An 18,522-nucleotide genomic window follows, 5' to 3' on the forward strand; every position below is an offset into this window, starting at 1 on the left:
GTGATTAACTGGCAATAAACCCACCCGTCTGATGTTCCCACAAATGCGCATAGATACCGTTCTTATCCAGCAACTCTTGATGGGTTCCTTCTTCAACCACCTTGCCTTCATCGAGGACGATCAGCCGGTCCATCGCCGCAATGGTCGATAAACGGTGCGCAATCGCAATGACGGTTTTGCCTTCCATCAATTGATACAGGCTTTCCTGAATGGCAGCTTCAACTTCTGAATCGAGTGCTGATGTGGCTTCATCCAGAATCAGAATCGGTGCATTTTTCAGTAATACTCTGGAAATGGCGATCCGCTGACGTTGTCCGCCAGACAGTTTCACACCCCGTTCTCCAACCTGAGAATCATAACCGCAGTTGCCGTGTGGATCGGTCAGGGTTTCGATAAACTCATGGGCATGTGCCTGTTTCGTTGCCTTGAGCAACTCTTCTTCTGTCGCATCTGGTTTTCCGTAGAGAATATTCTCTCTGATAGAGCGGTGAAGCAATGATGTATCCTGTGTGACCATGCCAATTGCGCTTCTCAGCGAGTCCTGAGTAATGTCATCAATCGCCTGTCCATCAATACGAATGGCACCACTCTCCACATCATGAAAACGCAGTAACAGATTCACCAGTGTTGATTTCCCTGCACCGGAGCGGCCAACCAGCCCCACTTTTTCTCCTGGTTTGATGTTCAGGTTCAGGTTATCAATGACATGGATATTTTCGCCGTAATGAAAAGAGACATGATCAAAGTCAATGGCGCCCTGTTTGATATCCAGTGCTTTTGCATTCGGTTTATCCTGGATCTGGATTGAACGGGACAAAGATGCCATACCGTCTACAACTGTCCCTATATTTTCGAACAATGCACCGATTTCCCACATAATCCAGTGGGACATACCGTTAATCCGTAATGAAAGTGAAATAGCCACCGCAATGATCCCGACCGTCACCAGACTTTGTGACCACAGATAAATGGAAGTACCGGCGATCGCAAACAGCAGCAGATAGTTGGCCACTTCTACAGAAAGATTAAAGCCGGTAACCAGCCGCATCTGCTTATAAACCGTGCCTAAAAATCCTTTCATACTGTCCTGAACATACTCTGTTTCACGGTGATGATGAGAGAAGAGTTTGACTGTCTGTATGTTGGTGTAGCTATCAACAAAGCGTCCGGTCATGGTTGAACGCGCGTCAGCCTGAAGCGATGCAACCCGCTTCAGCTTAGGCACAAAATATAACTGAATACCGATATAGATCAGTAACCAGACCAGCATTGGCATCATTAAGCGCCAGTCTGAGTCAGCCAGCATAAACAAAATTGCCGTTACATAAACAACCACGTATACGAAGACATCCACTGCCTTCATGACCGTTTCACGGACTGCAAGGGAGGTTTGCATCACTTTGGTTGCAATCCTGCCGGCAAATTCATTCTGATAAAAGGAGATACTTTGCTTCAGTAAGTAACGGTGGGCCAGCCACCGGATAGACATCGGATAATTGCCCAGCATGGTTTGGTGAACCAGCAGAGACTGAACAGAAATCAATAATGGAATACCAATGACAACAACCAGCGCTAATCCGCTGAGTGTCCACTTATTTTCAGCCCAGAACGTTTCCGGACGACTTGAAGATAACCAGTCCACCAGGTGGCCCATGAAGCCGAAGAGAGAGACTTCGACAATGGCAATCATGGTACTGAGAACCGCAATGAATAAGAGCGGTTTGGTAAAGCCTTTTGTGTAATACCGGCAAAATGCCCATAAAGTTTCAGGGGGTTGTTGTGGCTCTTCGGGGGGGAAAGCCTGCGTAAAACCCTCAAATCGCTTATACATGAAGAATCCTTAATACAGCTTAATATCAATACAGAAAGCAATAACACCACAGCCTGTTTCTGTGACAAGAAAATATGATTGACCCGGATTCCCTGACTATCACGCGTTCAGGTTTGGGTTTCATGGACTGTGGTCATTGCTGGGGGGAAACTGAGCATTTTATTATACCCATTGTAATCAGTATGTTCTATTTATGTTTCTTATTTTCCTGTACGGTCCGGTCAATGCAGATAGCAGATACAGGCCTTGTTGTCTGACTCAGAGATAAAACATCAGGATTCTGCGTGCAGAGACTGCGGGTCGAAGTAAAGAATCGTCATCGTCATCTCCGGCTGAAGCTTTTCAACCGATACGGTATCGTCCATCATCACAAAAGAGTCGGTATCGCATATGACCTGCCATTGCTGATTTTTGTTTTTCGGCAAAGAGAAGCGGGCGGGCGCTTTGGTTTGATTGATCAGATAGAGCAGTTCAGCGCCGTCATCCCCAATACCAAGGTGTAGTGCTACAGCACTGAGCTGGTTCCAGTCATCCTGATTCATTAATTTACCGTCAACTCTTCGCCAGAAAACCCGGTTTGAATTTCGTGAATTGCCGCTGAATGCATCGATAAACTGAATCATAAACTGTTCACGGTTTTTCACCAGCGCTCCGCACCAGTCGCGGAATTGCTGCTGGTCAGTGTTCAGGTTCCAGTTCAGCCAGCTGATCTCATTATCCTGACAATATGCATTATTGTTTCCCTGCTGGGAGTGAGATAACAGGTCAGCGGTGAGAATATGCGGCATTCCGAATGCAAACAGTACCGTTGCCATAAAATTGCGTTTCTGGCGGGCCCGGATGTCACAAATGGATTTGTCGCTTGTCGGGCCTTCCACTCCATAATTTTCAGAGCGGTTATCACCATGTCCGTCCCTGTTCTGTTCTCCGTTTCGCTCATTATGCTTATGCCGGTAAGACACCAGATCCTGAAGCGTGAAACCATCGTGATAGGTGATATAGTTTACGGTTAATTTAAATGGCCAGTTAGCTGCACTGTAAAGATCTCTCGAGCCCATCAAACGGGTCGCAAATTCTTTCAGATATCCCTGATCGCCACGCCAGAAACTCCGGCTGATATCTCTGAGCTTATCGTTCGTCTCATTCCAACCGAATGGAAAGTTACCAACCTGATAGCCATTTGGACCTATATCCCAGGGTTCGGCGATCAATTTCACTTGTTTGAGAATGGGATCCTGGGCAACCGCTTTGAAAAAAGCAGCCCCCTGACTGAATTCTTCACCATTTCGTCCCAAAGTCGCTGCCAAATCAAAACGGAAGCCATCAATGTGATATTCACTGACCCAGTATCTGAGTGTATCCATCACCAGATTCAGCGCTGGCTGATAGGATAAATCGACGGTATTACCACAGCCGGTAAAATTAGCAAAGTACGGGCCATTGGTAAGATAGTACTGAGGGTCAAGTCCTCTGAGATTGAAGAGTGGTCCTTCACCGCCGCCTTCTGCGGTATGGTTATACACAACATCAAGAATGACTTCGATACCCGCTTTGTGGAGTTCCCTGACGACGGTTTTGAATTCAGTCACAGCATCTTTGACTGCATAGCGGGGATCCGGCGCCATAAAGACATACGGGTTGTATCCCCAATAATTCACTGCATTCATCTCGAGCAGGTGTGTTTCATGCATACATGCAGCCACCGGGAGAAATTGCAGGGTGCGGATCCCCTGTGCCTGATAAAATTTCATCATTTCAGGATGAATCAGTCCCGGATAGGTGCCTCTGATATTGGCCGGAATTGCCGGATTTTCATGAGTGAGGCCTTTCACATGGGTCTCAAATAAGACGGTCGCTTCACGGGGAATCTCTGGTTTTACTGTATCTTGCCAGTCAAAGTGGTTATCTACCACCACACACTTCGGTAGCTGAAAGCTTTTTTTTGCTGTGAAGGGGGGAGTGTATGTTAATGGTCCCTCCAGTGCTTTTGTGTAAGGATCTGAAATATAGTGCCAGCGCTGATCATGTTGCTTTATCAGGTAACCATATTTCTGGCCGGCAGTGACTTCCTGAATATAGATGTAACGAATACCAGCATACTCATTTGTCAGCGGGAAGGTCCGGCATTTCCCCTTGCTGTCAAACAAAGCTAACTGAATCTGACAGTCATCTGTTACATAAACAGAAAAATTACATCCATTGCTATCAGGTGTTGCCCCTAAAGGGTAGGGACGGGACAAACGGTCATTTCTCATACGCATTATAGAGTCTTATTTGATGAGTGATTAAGCGAGCGTTACTCTTTTTAGTAAAAAACTTAGTTGTGAATAGGTCAAGTATTCGCCATAAAATATGTCTTTTATCAGGTATTTTGCCGGGTATTTCTGTTGAGAGGGCTCTTTATCAGAAGGCAACGGATAACGTACATGGCCCACAAAAACTGTGATTTATCATGAATTGTTCATTTAATGTGGGTACTGTGGCTTTTTATCCCGGGTGTACTTGCTGAAATCTGAATGATTATCTTCAATTATACTCAGAGATATACCCGAATATTCTGAATACTGTATCTTCAGGTTGTTTGTCTATATTATTTTAGGTTGATGTCACTGTATGAGTAAAAGGATTCGCATGAAATCCGTTGTTGTTGATATTCTTTAATTTTATTTTTATTGTGTTTCATGTCATACAGTGTCGCAGTTGTTTTGTCCGGAGTGTTTTCCGGCTTTAGTGGAATAAGAAATAACATTAATGAGTATTCTTGGAATTTTTATTGGTTTAGCGGGATTGGTTCTGATCGGTCTTGTGAGTTGGTTGATGATGATGTCTCTCAACCAGAAAAAGCTCGACAGAGAGCGGATCGCAAAAGGGGAAGCTCGTCGTAAGGCTCTGGAAAGAGAGAAAGAAGATGAGCATCAGGAACGTTTGCTGAAAGCAGAATCCGGGCATGTTCCGACGATTTTATTTATGGCCAAAGAAGCTGAACGCTTCAATGTAAAAGATGCGCTGTACTGGTATGAAAAAGCGGCTGAGCTCGACAGCGAAACCGGGATGTATGGTGTTGTCCGGCTATGTAAAAAAACTGTTGGTGATATGGTCTATGAAGAAAAAGGGCGTTTCTGGCAGAAATATATTCAGGGACTGGAAGGAAATATGGCTGCTCTGTGTGAAACGGGTCAGGCTTATCTGACTGGCCGTGGCACCAATGTGGATATTGAAAAAGGAATGAGTCTGCTGGAAAAAGCAGCACTATCAAATTATACACCGGCACAGTTGCAGTTAGGTGACTGGTTCATGTCCAAAGACAATCCTTCTCCGAAACCGGAAGATGCCTGTTTCTGGTTTGCAAAAGCGGCAAAACTGGAAAGTGAAGAAGGCATGATCAAACTGGGTCTCAATTATCTCAAGGGGATTGGAATTCATCAGGATCACGGTAAAGCCTGTTACTGGCTCGAGCGTTGTTCAGAAAAAGGCAATGCTAAAGCGATGTATCATGCGGGGAAAGCGTGGATTGATCACGGCGAACACGGTAATTCGATCGCTTATGTCTGGCTATTTTGTTCGGCAAAATGTGGCTATGAGATGGCGCAGAATGTCAGAGATGAAGTCGGAAACAAACTGGGTGTTGAAGCGGTTGTTCTGCTGCAAAATTTTGCTAAACCATTACTCAAGAAACTGCATGAGGGTGGTGTCACGAAGCACTTGTTAATCAAAGCATTTAATAAGTTGTATAAAAGGGATGTTCCGGTGTCTGGTTCTGGTTCCGGTGAAGGGACTGAAGAGATACTTTCATCCGAACACAGTGAATTGATCAACAAAATTTCAGCGTCCGGTGTTTCCGGAACAGAACCGGTTGCAGAGCAGGAAGAGAAAGAAGAAAAAGAACAAAAAGTATCTTTTGAACAGACAGGTGTTCAGGTCAGTACTGATTATACGGATAAAAATATGCACTGAATGAGTAGTTATGAACTTATGAACTGGCTCAGAACGGGCGTTGTTTGCTGGTGGCCTGCAAGTTATATCATTGAGTAGATCAGTCACTATTTTGAATGGAATGAGCAGCGGTTAATAAAAAGCCCCTGATTTTGAAGTCAGGGGCTTTTCTTTTGATATAAAACGAGAACACGCTCTAGTGTTTGTTGGCTTTTTTATGTTCAGCCTGACAAACTGCCGCAGTGAATACCACGTCTGTTGAACTGTTCAGTGCCGTTTCCGCTGAATCCTGAATGACACCAATAATAAAACCTACCGCGACGACCTGCATTGCTACATCATTCGAAATTCCGAACAGGCCACAAGCCAGAGGAATCAGGAGCAGTGAACCACCGGCAACGCCAGATGCGCCACATGCTGAAATTGCGGATACCAGACTGAGCAGAACAGCACTCATCATATCAACTTCAATCCCGACAGTATGAACAGCAGCCAGTGTTAAAACCGTAATTGTAATGGCAGCACCAGCCATGTTGATAGTCGCGCCAAGCGGGATCGAGACGGAATAGGTATCTTCATCCAGATCAAGTTTGCTGCACAATGCCAGATTCACAGGAATGTTTGCAGCACTTGAGCGGGTAAAAAATGCCGTTACACCACTTTCGCGCAAACATTGCAGAACAAGAGGAAATGGATTTTGTCCTGTTTTGATATAAACAATGACAGGGTTGACAATCAAAGCAATGATTAGCATGGCAGAAAGCAGGACAGCGAGTAAGTGGGTATAACCTGCCAGTGCTGAGAAACCGATTGTTGCAAACGTTGAAGAGACCAGCCCGAAAATACCAAAAGGCGCCAGTCTGATAATGAAGCGAACAATTTGTGAAACACCATGGCTTAAATCTTCCAGAACTGCTTTTGTATGTGCACTGGCATGGTGGAAGGCAATACCCAGACCGATAGCCCAGGCCAGGATGCCAATATAATTTGCCTGAAGAATGGCATTCACCGGGTTATCAACAACCTTGAACAGCAGAGTATGAAGTACTTCTGTAATGCCTTCCGGTGGTGTGGTGCCTTCTGCGCCGGTCACCAGTGTCAGTGTCGTCGGGAAAAGAAAGCTAAGAACTACAGCGGTCAGTGATGCAACAAATGTCCCTACAAGGTAAAGGATGACAATTGGGCGCATGTGGGTCTGCTGATTTCTTTTTTGATTGGCGATGGATGCTGTAACCAGCACAAAAACTAAAACCGGGGCAACTGCTTTCAGGGCGCTGACAAACAGGCTGCCAAGTAAGCCTGCTTTTTGAGCAACATCGGGGGCAGATGTTGCTAATAGTGCACCAAGGGCGATCCCAATAATAATCTGAATCACTAAATTCCCTCGGGCAAAACGGGCAAAGATGTTGTTTTGCATGATAATTCCTGTCATTAAATTATTTGTATATGAGTTATATACCCAAGCAGGCTGATTTGTGTGAGGTCAGTACCATCAGGTTGTTTGGGTATAATGCTTCCGGCACCGGGTTCCGGAAAAAATTAATATTATAGTGCCAGCAGAAAGTGTCTAGGATTAATTGATATATTGGTCGGAAAATTGCAAATTTGATGCATTTAGTGGTGAATTTGTTGCATTTGTTAAAAAAAATGGATTTTATTTCTGTTTGGATCTGATTTCATTCTGTATGAACTGAATTGATGAAAACGGCCTTGTATCTCACCAGACATGAACAGGCTTGGGTGATATACCTGAGCTGCATTTTGAGGCCGCTCAGGTCTATACCGTTTAATATTTCTTCTTCGCTGTCTTTTCCAGCATCAGAACCAGTCCGATTGCTGCGAGCATCATCAAAATCGCCAGAAGTAGCTGAGAGGGTTGTGTTGTCAGGCGCTCATATTCAGCCGGCATTAAATTCTGCTGAAGCAGCGGAACCTGTTCTCCATGCGAGTTAATTCGCCAGGTCAGGGTCTCTTTCCATGGCCATATCTTCGGCAGTGTTCCCACCATCAGACCGGTGAGAGTGACCAGCGTCAGATCTCTGTAATGTTTCAACATCCAGGACAAGAGATGAGAGAAGCACAAGAGTCCGAGAACGCATCCACTCAGAAAGGTCAGGATTGGCGAGATCTGAAAACTTTTGACGGCACTCAGAATCGGGGTATACATACCAATTAATAATAAGATAAAACTGCCTGAGATTCCCGGCAGTATCATCGCGCAGATAGCAACAGCACCGGCGAGCATGATATTGAGTGATGTTGGCTCAAGGTGCAGTGGTTGTAATATTGTAATTGAATACGCCAGCAATATACCGGCAATGAAGCCCGCAAGCTGGGTGATTTTTCTGTGTTGTATTTGTTTTAAAATATGAAAGACAGATACCAGAATCAGGCCAAAGAAAAATGACCAGAGCGGAATCGGGTGTGCCACGAGTAACCAGGAAACTAATTTAGCCAGCGTGATGATACTCAAAAAAATACCACCAAACAGGCAGAGCAGAAATTTAAGGTTGATGTAGGTTAGTGCTGCTTTTATTCCCTGCTTTCTGATCACTGTGATGAGCTTGGGGTTAATGCGCCGGATGCTCTCAAGTAATGTGTCATAAACGCCTGTGATAAAGGCAATAGTGCCACCCGATACACCAGGAACAACATCTGCCGCTCCCATCGCCATGCCTTTAAAAAAAGTGAAAAGATAATTCATTATGATACTGTTGACTAAGGTCTGATTTGGATGGCTTTAGTATCGCGAAGGCTGATGTTTTTTCAACAGGTAATCTGTCGTTATCTGCATAATTTTTGTCAAAATTCATCGGTAACCGGTCATATGCCGGGATCTTTGACTCATTCACGTATCTTCCTGCTGTGTGGGGTGATGATCAAGAATGATCTTGGTGCCGTTCACATTCAGCAGTTCAAGCAATGGCCTGATACTGACTTTTCCTTTATCGGTTAATTCAAAACCATGGTCGATTCGATGCGGGGAATTACGCTGAATATTACATATCTTGCCTTCGACACTGACTTCAAGATTTCCCTGTCTCAGAATGAGGGTGGCATAATCGCCTTCATAAAGACTTTTTGCCAGAAGTGACGTTGAAAAACAGCAACCGCTTTTAGACAAATCCCGGATTTCACACTCAATTTTGCTGTTATCAAACTGAACTGCTCCGGGGAGTTTGACCTGATACCGGGCTTCTTTACGCAGCGGTGTTAACTTCACCCCCTCGGGAATTGACATGATAGCCAGCGGTACGGGCTTGTTGAGAACATGAAGAATCTGGCTGCGGAAATAGATAAATGCCCCTTCTCCACGGTGAGAAATTGCTTTGACATTACACCAGAATCCCGGCTGGAAAAATGTCCGGGTGTTTCCGCCATCTGAGGAAGGTAGTTCTGTCAGAATGTAAGCATTTGAATGGATGCCAATAAAAGTGGTATTGCATCTGAATTTTTTTCCGACGGGTGTTGCAATGTTTAACGTCAGCTCACTACTGTGATCAATCATTGCTAATGACTCAAGACTATTCTGAGCTGATACATGATTTTTATGTGTGAATTCAGGTTTAGGCATTGCCATTTGTCGTGTGTATCGATTCAGTTTTTCATGATACTAAGTGTAGTTGCCTGGCGGCATTCTGCAGCGGGGAAGTCAATACATTTACCCGTCGTGTTGCATAAATTGTTATTTTGATCGGGTTTTTTGACGGGTAAGCTATGAGCCATATGAGCGGCCTGAATAAACAGAGTTCTCATTCTCACCATGATCGCTTATGATGACTCATTTGTCTCATATGAAAAGGAATTGTTGTGTCAGGAGAAGGAAAAAACAGAGGCAGGTGGAAAAGCCCTGAGAATTTTTTGCTCGTTGTCTCGTTTATTGTGCCCATTGCTTTTGCCAGCTGGAGTGCGTTGCTGAATAATTTCTCTGTTGAAAACGCCGGGTTTAATGGTTCAGACATTGGTATTTTACAGAGCGTCAGAGAAATTCCCGGTTTTCTGGCGTTTTCTGCCGTTTTTATTCTGCTGTTTATTAAAGAACAACGTTTCTTGATGATTGCTCTATCCATGTTAACGCTGGGGGTCGCAGTCACCGGTTTTTTCCCTTCTTTTAATGGGTTACTGATGACGACGTTGCTGATGTCCTGCGGGTTTCATTATCTGGAAACATTAAAGCAATCCCTGACGCTGCAATGGATAAATAAGGATGAAGCGCCAGAAATGTTAGGGAAGCTGATTTCGGCTGGTGCGCTTGCTTCTTTGCTGACTTATGGGTGTTTATGGCTGATGCTGGATTTGCTGAAACTGTCCTACCTGTGGGTTTATCTGATTACCGGGGGGATTGCTTTTGCCCTGACGATCATCGCTGCGCTGATATTTCCACAGTTTCAAGCGAAGACGATTCAAAACAAAAAGTTACTGCTCAGAAAACGTTACTGGCTTTATTATGCATTAACATTTATGAGTGGTGCACGCAGGCAGATTTTTACGGTATTTGCCGGTTTTCTGATGGTTGAAAAATTTGGCTACTCGGCCAGTGAAATTACTTTATTATTTCTGATCAACTATGTTTTTAATTTCCTGTTTGCCAAAAAAATCGGCAGAACGATTGGTATCATCGGTGAACGGCGGGCATTGATGTTGGAATACGGTGGTTTAGTTTTGGTGTTTGTCGGTTACGGGATTGTCGAAAATGCCCATATTGCTGCCGGTTTGTATGTGGTGGATCATCTGTTTTTTGCTCTGGCGCTGGCAATTAAAACCTATTTTCAGAAAATCGCTGATCCGGCTGATATGGCTTCAACCGCAGGCGTCTCATTTACGATCAACCACATTGCAGCTGTGATTATACCGGCTTCATTTGGTTTGATCTGGATGGTTTCTCCACCGGCTGTTTTTTATATCGGCGCCGTGATGGCAGTTGCTTCATTTTTGCTGTCTCTGAATATTCCGGGCATTCCTGCAAAAGGCAATGAAGTCAGAGTATTACAATGGCAATAGATGCTTGTGATCAACGAACACTGAAGAACAATACCAATGGCATACAATACCGGATCAGAAACTGACTCAGAATGGTATAAAAAGTGATGATGTATATGCAGACAACGCCAGAGACAGGGGGTACAGGCTTGTCTGCACGCTGATTGGCAAGGTCAGGCTTCCGCACAGACCTGATTTCTTCCGTTTGCTTTTGCCTGATAAAGCGCTTTGTCTGCCCGGTGAAGTGTTCGCTGTGTATTTTCCCCGTCTCTGTGCAGCGTTATTCCGATACTGACAGTGAGTTTGCGTTCATTGAACAGTTCATCCCAGTTGAGCTGATAAATATGATGACGGAATTTCTCACCATGTTTTTGGGCATCATCGAGTGTTGTATTTTCCAGAATGACCAGAAACTCTTCCCCTCCATAACGCACACATGACGCATGAAGAAAATTAAAATAACGGCTTAGCTCATCAGAGATACTGATGATGGCTTTATCGCCGATAAGGTGAGTAAATTCATCGTTGATTGATTTGAAATGGTCAATATCGATGATTAAAAATGCAAATGAGACTTCGTTGAGCAGTAAATCTCTTAATTTTACTTCCAGCCATCGCCGGTTATGCAGTTTTGTCAACGGGTCGGTGAATACATCCTGCTGTAGTCGTGCCACCGTATGTTTCTGACTTTCTGTCGTTTCTTTTAACTCCCGGTTTTCCATTTTCGACATAATGAGTTTAAGCTGTAACTCAAATTGTGAGAGGCGTTTGATCTGGCTGGCACCCAGTTCTCCAATTGGAATTTGTTTCATTAAATCTGATTCAATCTGAAATGCCTGTTTTTCATATTTCAGTGCCTCTTCATATTTCGTCTGATATTCATAAATATATGCCAGGGCCTGATATAAAGATTTGTGTAATTCAGGGTTAGTCAGATGAGCCATCTTTTGCAGCTTTTGCGTTAATATCATTTCTGCCAGAGTGATTTTTCCCTGAGCAATCAGGCAATATGCCAGTTCAATTTTTAGCAGGCAGGTCAATGGTTTATTGTAGCGGTTGTTCGTTGTATAGGGTGCTTTTGAAAGGACCTGAATCGCTTTATCAATATGGCCTTTTGCGCGGTGGATTTTGGTTTCATAGAAAATAATCTGTCGGGTCAGTTCCTGATTGCTGACCAGGATACTGAGTTCTTCGCACTCCTTGATAAGTTCTTCTGCGGTTGCATATTTTTTCATACTGACATAGCAGGCTAACATGCATATTTTATATCTGAGACGCAGTGAGCGGCTTGAGATTGCCTGGTCGATACTGTTAACTTTTTGATAGAACAGCAGTGCTTTTGTCGGGTCACCGTAACGGTAACAAAGCTCGCCCATGCCAATCACAGCCAGTGCAAATTCATCAATAAACTCATTTTCAACAGCAATGTTAGAAATCGAAATGTATTCGTTTAGTGCTGTCCGGTAATCTCCTGATTCAATTAAACGCTGACACAGGCTGATTTTGATCGAAAGTACGGCTTCAGCATCTTGCGGTAATTGTAACAGGGCCTGAGCTGCATTTAATTCATCAATACTTAATTCGATTTGATTTAACAGCGCCTGATATTCTGCGCTGATCACATGGCATTGCGCCTGTTCCCATTGTGTCGACGCAATATAATTCCGGATATGGTTCCAGAGAATAATCGCTCCGTCACCATGAACAGAAGTGACGTCAAGACCTGCTTCTTTAATCTTATTCAGTAAGCCCGGCATGTTGTTCCTCGCTTGGCAGCTGAATTAACTGATCCAGAGTAAATGGAAAAGACAGGATATCATGTAAAGTCGCTTCGGGCGGGAAGTCCCTGAGTCCTTTTCTTTCCCATGGATAAATTTCAATCATCTTCTTTAATACATTAAAAATGTTTTGGGCGATTTCATCTTTGTCTGAAAGCAATAATCCAAGGCGCTCAGAGCTTAAACGGGCAACCAGGTCTTGTTTTGAACAAAGTGAATGAGCAAGTTCGGTACAGATATCGATATATTCAGGTACTTCATGATAAATGATAATAACTGAATGATTTGAATATGTTAAAGCTGTTTTGTACAAGATAAGCTGTTCCCACCAGTGTGTTTCAGAAACGACATTTGACAGGTGTTTCTCCGGATCATATTCGTATTGACTGCGGATCCGGTTGATGAGCTTTTTCGCTCTCTGATCCAGAAGTTTTTTCTGGCTTTGTGCCTTATCTTTACTTTCCCGGGTGATCTGCAATTTCAGTTGATTGACCGAACAGTCGCGGTATTTTTTAAACGCTGACAGTGCAAGTTTGTACTCTCTTTTTTGTTCAGCGATAATCGACTGCTGATAATAAATCGGAGCGAGTAAATCGTGGTTGTCATCCAGTTTACCTGCCAGTTTCTCTGCCTGATTCAGTAATGCTGTTGCCTGATCGATATTTTTTCTCATGAATTCCAGCCTTGAGCGGCTGATATAAGCATGTGACTGAATCCAGGGAAGTTGATATTTTTCGCCAGGGTAATGGCTTGCTGAATCGCATTGTCAGCTTCTTCAAGACGTTCGAGCCCCAACAGCGCCAGAGCCTGGAAGTCCCATGCTTCAGCAAGCCACTGTTGATTATGATGATTTTCAAGTAATTCCATGGCAACGTCGAGAACGGTCAGCATTTCTGCGAAGTTTTCAAGTAAATATAAATCCCATGCCCAAAGAATTCTGGCGCGTCCTTCAAGCCAGGCAATCCGGGTTGAATTTGCTACCTTAACCGCCAGCTGATGGATGTCACAGGCCAGATAGTGTTCATTGGTACTACGCCATATGTTACCAAGCCCTAACAGAGAAGCGATCAGGATCTCGATTTGTTCTTCCAGCGTCGATTGTTCAAGTGCACTGATCCAGTGCTGTTGCGCGGTATAATATTTGCCATCTTCCCAATAATTCATGGCGTGTAAATGAAGTATCTCTGGCAGATATCTGTCATTATCAAGGCTGTTTTGGATATCAAGTGCTTCATTTGCATAATGAAGACTGCGGTCGTGCCGGACGATCTGAAGGGCGCTGCGTGACATAATGAGAAGACATTGAATTGCCCCCTCAGGATAATGGATTTGCTTTGAACGCGTCAGAAGTTGTTCTGCATCTCTGAGTACATCTTCAGGGGAGATTTCCAGGCGTTGCTTGAGTTGCTCAATTTCAATTTCAAGGAGGTAAAGACTCTTGTCCAAACTGAATCATCCTTTAGGCCATGTCAGTCCAATACTCTGTGAGCGTGACAGTTTCGTTGATATTGTATTCTTTTATACATAATAAAATAGTACGTATTTTCTGCACGCTTCCATTTTAGCCGGGTTTTCAGGTAACTGATTTATCTGATTTATAACTGCGCGATACCAACATGACAGTGAGCCATTTATTGTTTTATGAAACGAAGTGTTCTTATTTTGACACTTTTCATATGTAACAATCATAGGATGATTTATCAATGGTTGAAACAGTTTCGGCCAAATTTTTGACGAATACCTTATTGTCAGTAATAATTCTGATACAAAAGTGATACGTAATTCCATCCTGTATAACTATGCTATACTAAGTTGTACAAAGTAAATTTATGTATAAATATGGTGATGGCAATGACGAAGAAAATACCTGTTGGGATCAGTGGATGTGTACTTGGCAAGAAAGTTCGTTTTGATGGCGGTCATAAAGGTAATCGCTTCATTCTTGATACACTTTCTGAGTTTTTTGATTTCCATCCTGTCTGCCCGGAAGTTGAAATTGGAATGAGTGTGCCGCGGCCAGCCATCCGGCTTATCGGGATGGAAGGCAAGACGGCATTGGTTGAATCCAAAAATGAATCCGTCGATTATACAGAGACCATGTATCGCTTTGCTGAAAATAAAATCAGCACAATGCAACCGTTGAAACTTTGTGGCTATGTGGTCGCATCAAAGTCACCGACTTGTGGTATGCAAGGTGTTAAAGTATATCAGCAAGATGGTGTACGAAAAGATGGCACAGGTTTATATACTGAGAAATTAATTGAAAAAATGCCCTGGCTACCTGTCGAGGAAGATGGCCGTTTAAATGATCCGGTATTGCGGGAAAACTTCATCTCACGGGTGTTTTGTCTGTATGACTTATACCAGTCTGTCAGTGAGGTGCCTAAGCCTGCCGAAATTATTGCATTTCACAGTCGCTATAAATTTACACTGATGGCGCATGATCCTGTGTCATACCGTCAACTGGGTCAAATGGTGGCAAAAGTCGCAGAGGCAGACCCGGTGACGTTTTTTGAACAATACCGGTTGGGGTTGATGAATGCGCTGGCGAAAAGAGCGAGCAGAAAGAATGCAACCAATGTCCTGATGCATATTCAGGGATATTTTAAGCCGTTCCTCGATCCGGTACAAAAAGAAGAGCTGACCCGTTTGATCCATGATTACCGGCAGGGCGTGTTACCTCTGTTAGTCCCTGTGACAATGATTCAGCACTATTTGTCTCAATATCCGAATGCATACATTGCACAACAACATTATTTAAATCCTTATCCACAGGGACTGAAGTTACGTTATGGACTCTGAAGAAAAATTATATGCTATCCGCGAAGTCTCTGAGATGACGGGTGTAAAGCCTGTCACACTCAGAGCGTGGCAGCGTCGTTATCATTTGATTGAGCCAAAAAGAACAGCCAAAGGGCACCGTTTGTTTGATGAGCAGGATATACAGACTATCCAGCGTATCCGTCAGTGGCTGGCTAAAGGGATCTCTATTGGTAAAGTTGCACAATTAATCCGGCATTCAACTGAAGAAGACAGTGAGCCGTTGGATTCATCTGCAAATCTGAATGAATGTGAAGCATTACTCGATGCACTGTCTCAGCTTAACCGGGGCCGGGCCGAAGAGATTCTCTCTTCTGTGTTCAGGATGTATCCGCTATCGATTGTTGAAGCACAATTTATTGTGCCGGTTGTGAACATTCTGGAAAGAATGAAAGGGTCACAAAAGTCAGTCCGCAAGAGTCTTTTCCAGTCGTTGATGATGACTCATCTCAGCTGGATGGTCACAGTTGAAAATAAAGCCAGCAGTCTTGGGAAATGTCTGTGTGTCAGCTTTGACTCAGCAGGCAGTATCTGGGCATGGATTCAGACGCTGAAGCAGGCTGAAAAAGGGTACTTCATTGTGATGCTTGATGGGGTTGAAGACATATCGGATTTGTCCGGTCATTTAAAAGAGCATCAATTTAATCATGTTGATTTTTTTGCGAATAAATCACTGACGGTGAAACAGCAAAGAGCAATACATGAGTTCAGTGAGTGTTTCTCCGGAGAGATTTCCTGTTCCGGGATGCTGACTGAACTGCATCAGGAACTGGGGGGTTCATGAAGTTAGTATGGTATCGAAGGGATCTGAGAACAATTGATCACAGTGCATTGAACTATGCGCTTGCTACGGGAGAGTTTGTTTCTGCCGTTTATATCGCCACACCAGAACAATGGAAGCGACATCAAATGTCACCGATGCAGGCTGATCTGATCCGCAGAAGATTGACAAAGCTGTGCGATGAGCTCAGTCAGCTCAATATTCCTCTGTATTACATGGAAGTAAATACCTTTGATGAAAGTATTGGGGCCGTCAAGGACATCGCCAGTGCCATCGAAGCGAATGAAGTCCTGGTCAATACAGAATATGAATGGAATGAACAGCAGCGCGATCAGGCGATGGGGTTTGAACTGGCTTCTGCGGGAATTTCGTTCCGGGAATTTCATGATAAATGTCTGATGTCTCCCGGAGAGGTGCTCAACCGTCAGGGATGCTACTTCAAAGTCTTCACGCCATTTCAGAAAACATGGCGTCAGTTATTCAGAACGCCACAAGTTATTCCTGCTGTCAAAGCCGGAGTGCAAACACCTTCACGTATTTTTACTCAGCGCTTATTTTCTGAAAATGTCAGCTTCAGCTATCCGTGTGAGCCAAGTGATGCCTGGACGGTTGATACGGATGTGATCAACCAGCGCCTCAGAGATTTCTGTCGTGACAAAGTGAGCTCATATCATCAGTTGCGGGATTTCCCGGCCGGAGACAATACCAGCGTATTATCGCCCTATCTTGCGATTGGTGCTTTGTCTGCACGTCAGTGTGTTGCTGCTTTATATGCAGAATCCGATGGGGGAGGATTAAGTCAGGGAGCAGAATCCTGGCTGAATGAACTGATATGGCGGGAGTTTTATCAGCATCTGATAGTGTTTGAACCCGCGTTATGCCGGGGCGTCTGTTTTCATCGTTGGGGGGAGCAGCTCCACTGGAAGTTTGATGAGGAGGCGTTTACCCGCTGGAAAGAGGGGATGACGGGCTATCCGGTTGTGGATGCAGCAATGCGTCAGCTCAAACATACCGGCTGGATGCATAACCGGCTCCGGATGATTGTCGCCAGCTTCTTAACCAAAGACCTGCACATTAGCTGGCGTCATGGTGAAGATTACTTTATGAGCCGCCTTATTGATGGTGACTATGCGTCGAATAACGGTGGATGGCAATGGTCGGCTTCAACCGGATGTGATGGCCAGCCTTATTTCCGTATTTTTAATCCGGTGACTCAGGGACAAAAATTTGATCCTGAAGGTCGCTTTATCAGGCAGTGGATTCCGGAACTGAAAGATGTGCCGGACCGCTGGTGCCATGAACCATGGAAGATGCCTTCTGTCAGTTCATTGTTATATCCTTCGCCTATCGTTGATCATCAGACAGAAAGAAAGATAACCTTAGCGATTTATCAGGCCGCGAAGGAAGGTCAGGTGTATGTGTCGTAATTTATTCTGTTTTCTGCTGTTGTGGAGCTGTCTGACTGACGCCCGGACATATCATTTCCCGCCACAGGGAAGCCGGATGGTCGGAGAAATTATTTATCATCAGGTTGAGAAAGGAGAAACCGTTGCAGCAGTTGCAGATAAATATGATGTTGGATTTCTGGCTGTCATGGAAGCTAATCCCGGCGTGGATCCATTTTTACCCACACCGGGTGATATCCTGACGATCCCGGCACAGACAGTTTTACCGGATGTGCCTTATGAAGGCATTGTGGTCAACCTGGCCGAATTAAGGCTGTATTATTTCGAGCCGGACCTGAAGACAGTGCACATCTTTCCTGTCGGTATTGGCAGAATTGGCCGGGATACGCCGGAAATGAAAACCCGGATCAGTGAGAAAAGACCTAATCCAACCTGGACACCGCCTCAATCCATCCGGAGTGAGTATCAAAAAAAAGGGATTCAATTACCTTCGGTTGTCCCGGCCGGACCTGATAATCCGCTGGGTTTGTTTGCGCTGAGACTGGCTTATGGTGCCGGCGATTATTTAATCCATGGGACCAACAAAAGTTTTGGCATCGGACTTCGTGTCAGTTCCGGCTGTATCCGGATGAACCCCAAAGATATCGAATGGTTATTCCATCAGGTCAAAGTCGGAGAAAAAGTCCGGGTGATCGATGAGCCGGTAAAAGTGTCCCTTGAACCGGAGCGGACGGTATACATGGAAGTCCATGAACCTCTGACCCGCAGTGATGGGTCGAAGAAGACATTGTCTCTGCCACAGTCGCTGATGTGGTGGTTAGACGCGTTTGGTTATCCTGATAAAAAAGCAAAAGCCGCGTTGGTGACAAAAAACGGCATACCGGTAGAGATCGTCACACCTGATGAGCATTGAAAGCTTTCTCAGCATCTTAATTTTCTGTTTTTGTCCGATTGATATGTCGGGATAAGTGAAAAAGAAATGATCAGGATGAT

At 44.4% G+C, this 18,522-nt stretch carries 12 protein-coding genes and 1 pseudogene; 6 read left to right on the top strand and 7 right to left on the bottom strand.

The window, feature by feature from the left end; all coding sequences use genetic code 11:
* Positions 1–4: 4 nt before the first annotated feature.
* Complete coding sequence (locus OCV29_RS17745) at positions 5–1,831, bottom strand: ABC transporter ATP-binding protein (RefSeq protein ID WP_073605421.1); 1,827 nt, start codon at positions 1,829–1,831, stop codon at positions 5–7.
* Between the two features lie 272 nt (positions 1,832–2,103).
* Positions 2,104–4,086, bottom strand: coding sequence for a glycogen debranching protein GlgX (glgX, locus tag OCV29_RS17750; protein WP_370737230.1), 1,983 nt, complete (start codon positions 4,084–4,086; stop codon positions 2,104–2,106).
* A 496-nt stretch (positions 4,087–4,582) separates the two neighbouring features.
* Between glgX and OCV29_RS17755 the strand changes: the two genes are divergently transcribed.
* Positions 4,583–5,785, top strand: a complete 1,203-nt coding sequence (locus OCV29_RS17755; RefSeq protein ID WP_073605419.1) for a tetratricopeptide repeat protein — start codon at positions 4,583–4,585, stop codon at positions 5,783–5,785.
* A 175-nt stretch (positions 5,786–5,960) separates the two neighbouring features.
* On the opposite strand, the gene sstT is transcribed toward OCV29_RS17755, so the two are convergent.
* From sstT to OCV29_RS17770, 3 genes are all read right to left on the bottom strand, one after another.
* Entirely contained in the window at positions 5,961–7,181 is a 1,221-nt protein-coding gene (gene sstT, locus OCV29_RS17760; RefSeq protein ID WP_073605418.1) for a serine/threonine transporter SstT, read from the bottom strand.
* 369 nt (positions 7,182–7,550) lie between these two features.
* A complete protein-coding gene (locus tag OCV29_RS17765) occupies positions 7,551–8,468 on the bottom strand; it encodes a DUF368 domain-containing protein (RefSeq protein ID WP_073605417.1) in 918 nt (305 codons plus the stop codon).
* A 144-nt stretch (positions 8,469–8,612) separates the two neighbouring features.
* On the bottom strand, positions 8,613–9,272 hold the full coding sequence (locus OCV29_RS17770; protein WP_245796963.1) for a PilZ domain-containing protein: 660 nt from the start codon (positions 9,270–9,272) through the stop codon (positions 8,613–8,615).
* 302 nt (positions 9,273–9,574) lie between these two features.
* Between OCV29_RS17770 and OCV29_RS17775 the strand changes: the two genes are divergently transcribed.
* Entirely contained in the window at positions 9,575–10,765 is a 1,191-nt protein-coding gene (locus OCV29_RS17775) for an MFS transporter (RefSeq protein ID WP_073605415.1), read from the top strand.
* Between the two features lie 152 nt (positions 10,766–10,917).
* Here the strand turns inward: OCV29_RS17775 and OCV29_RS17780 are convergent, their stop codons facing one another.
* Positions 10,918–12,501, bottom strand: coding sequence for a GGDEF domain-containing protein (locus OCV29_RS17780; RefSeq protein ID WP_073605414.1), 1,584 nt, complete (start codon positions 12,499–12,501; stop codon positions 10,918–10,920).
* Positions 12,482–13,968 (bottom strand): annotated as a pseudogene (locus OCV29_RS17785) (hypothetical protein). The gene OCV29_RS17780 and the pseudogene OCV29_RS17785 overlap by 20 nt, the downstream one beginning before the upstream one ends.
* Before the next feature lie 405 nt (positions 13,969–14,373).
* Here OCV29_RS17785 and OCV29_RS17790 point away from each other — a divergent pair.
* The 4 genes from OCV29_RS17790 to OCV29_RS17805 are packed head-to-tail and all read left to right on the top strand — an operon-like array spanning position 14,374 to position 18,442.
* On the top strand, positions 14,374–15,324 hold the full coding sequence (locus OCV29_RS17790; protein WP_073605432.1) for a YbgA family protein: 951 nt from the start codon (positions 14,374–14,376) through the stop codon (positions 15,322–15,324).
* Positions 15,314–16,126 carry a MerR family transcriptional regulator gene (locus OCV29_RS17795; protein WP_073605413.1) on the top strand — a complete coding sequence of 271 codons (813 nt, stop codon included), beginning with the start codon at positions 15,314–15,316 and terminating at the stop codon, positions 16,124–16,126. The genes OCV29_RS17790 and OCV29_RS17795 overlap by 11 nt, the downstream gene beginning before the upstream one ends.
* Positions 16,123–17,550 carry a deoxyribodipyrimidine photo-lyase gene (gene phrB / locus OCV29_RS17800; protein WP_073605412.1) on the top strand — a complete coding sequence of 476 codons (1,428 nt, stop codon included), beginning with the start codon at positions 16,123–16,125 and terminating at the stop codon, positions 17,548–17,550. Before OCV29_RS17795 ends, phrB begins: the two co-directional genes overlap by 4 nt.
* Entirely contained in the window at positions 17,540–18,442 is a 903-nt protein-coding gene (locus tag OCV29_RS17805) for a L,D-transpeptidase family protein (RefSeq protein ID WP_073605411.1), read from the top strand. Before phrB ends, OCV29_RS17805 begins: the two co-directional genes overlap by 11 nt.
* The last annotated feature ends 80 nt before the right edge of the window (positions 18,443–18,522 follow it).

It is taken from the genome of Vibrio aerogenes (assembly GCF_024346755.1).
Taxonomy (GTDB): Bacteria; Pseudomonadota; Gammaproteobacteria; order Enterobacterales; family Vibrionaceae; genus Vibrio; species Vibrio aerogenes.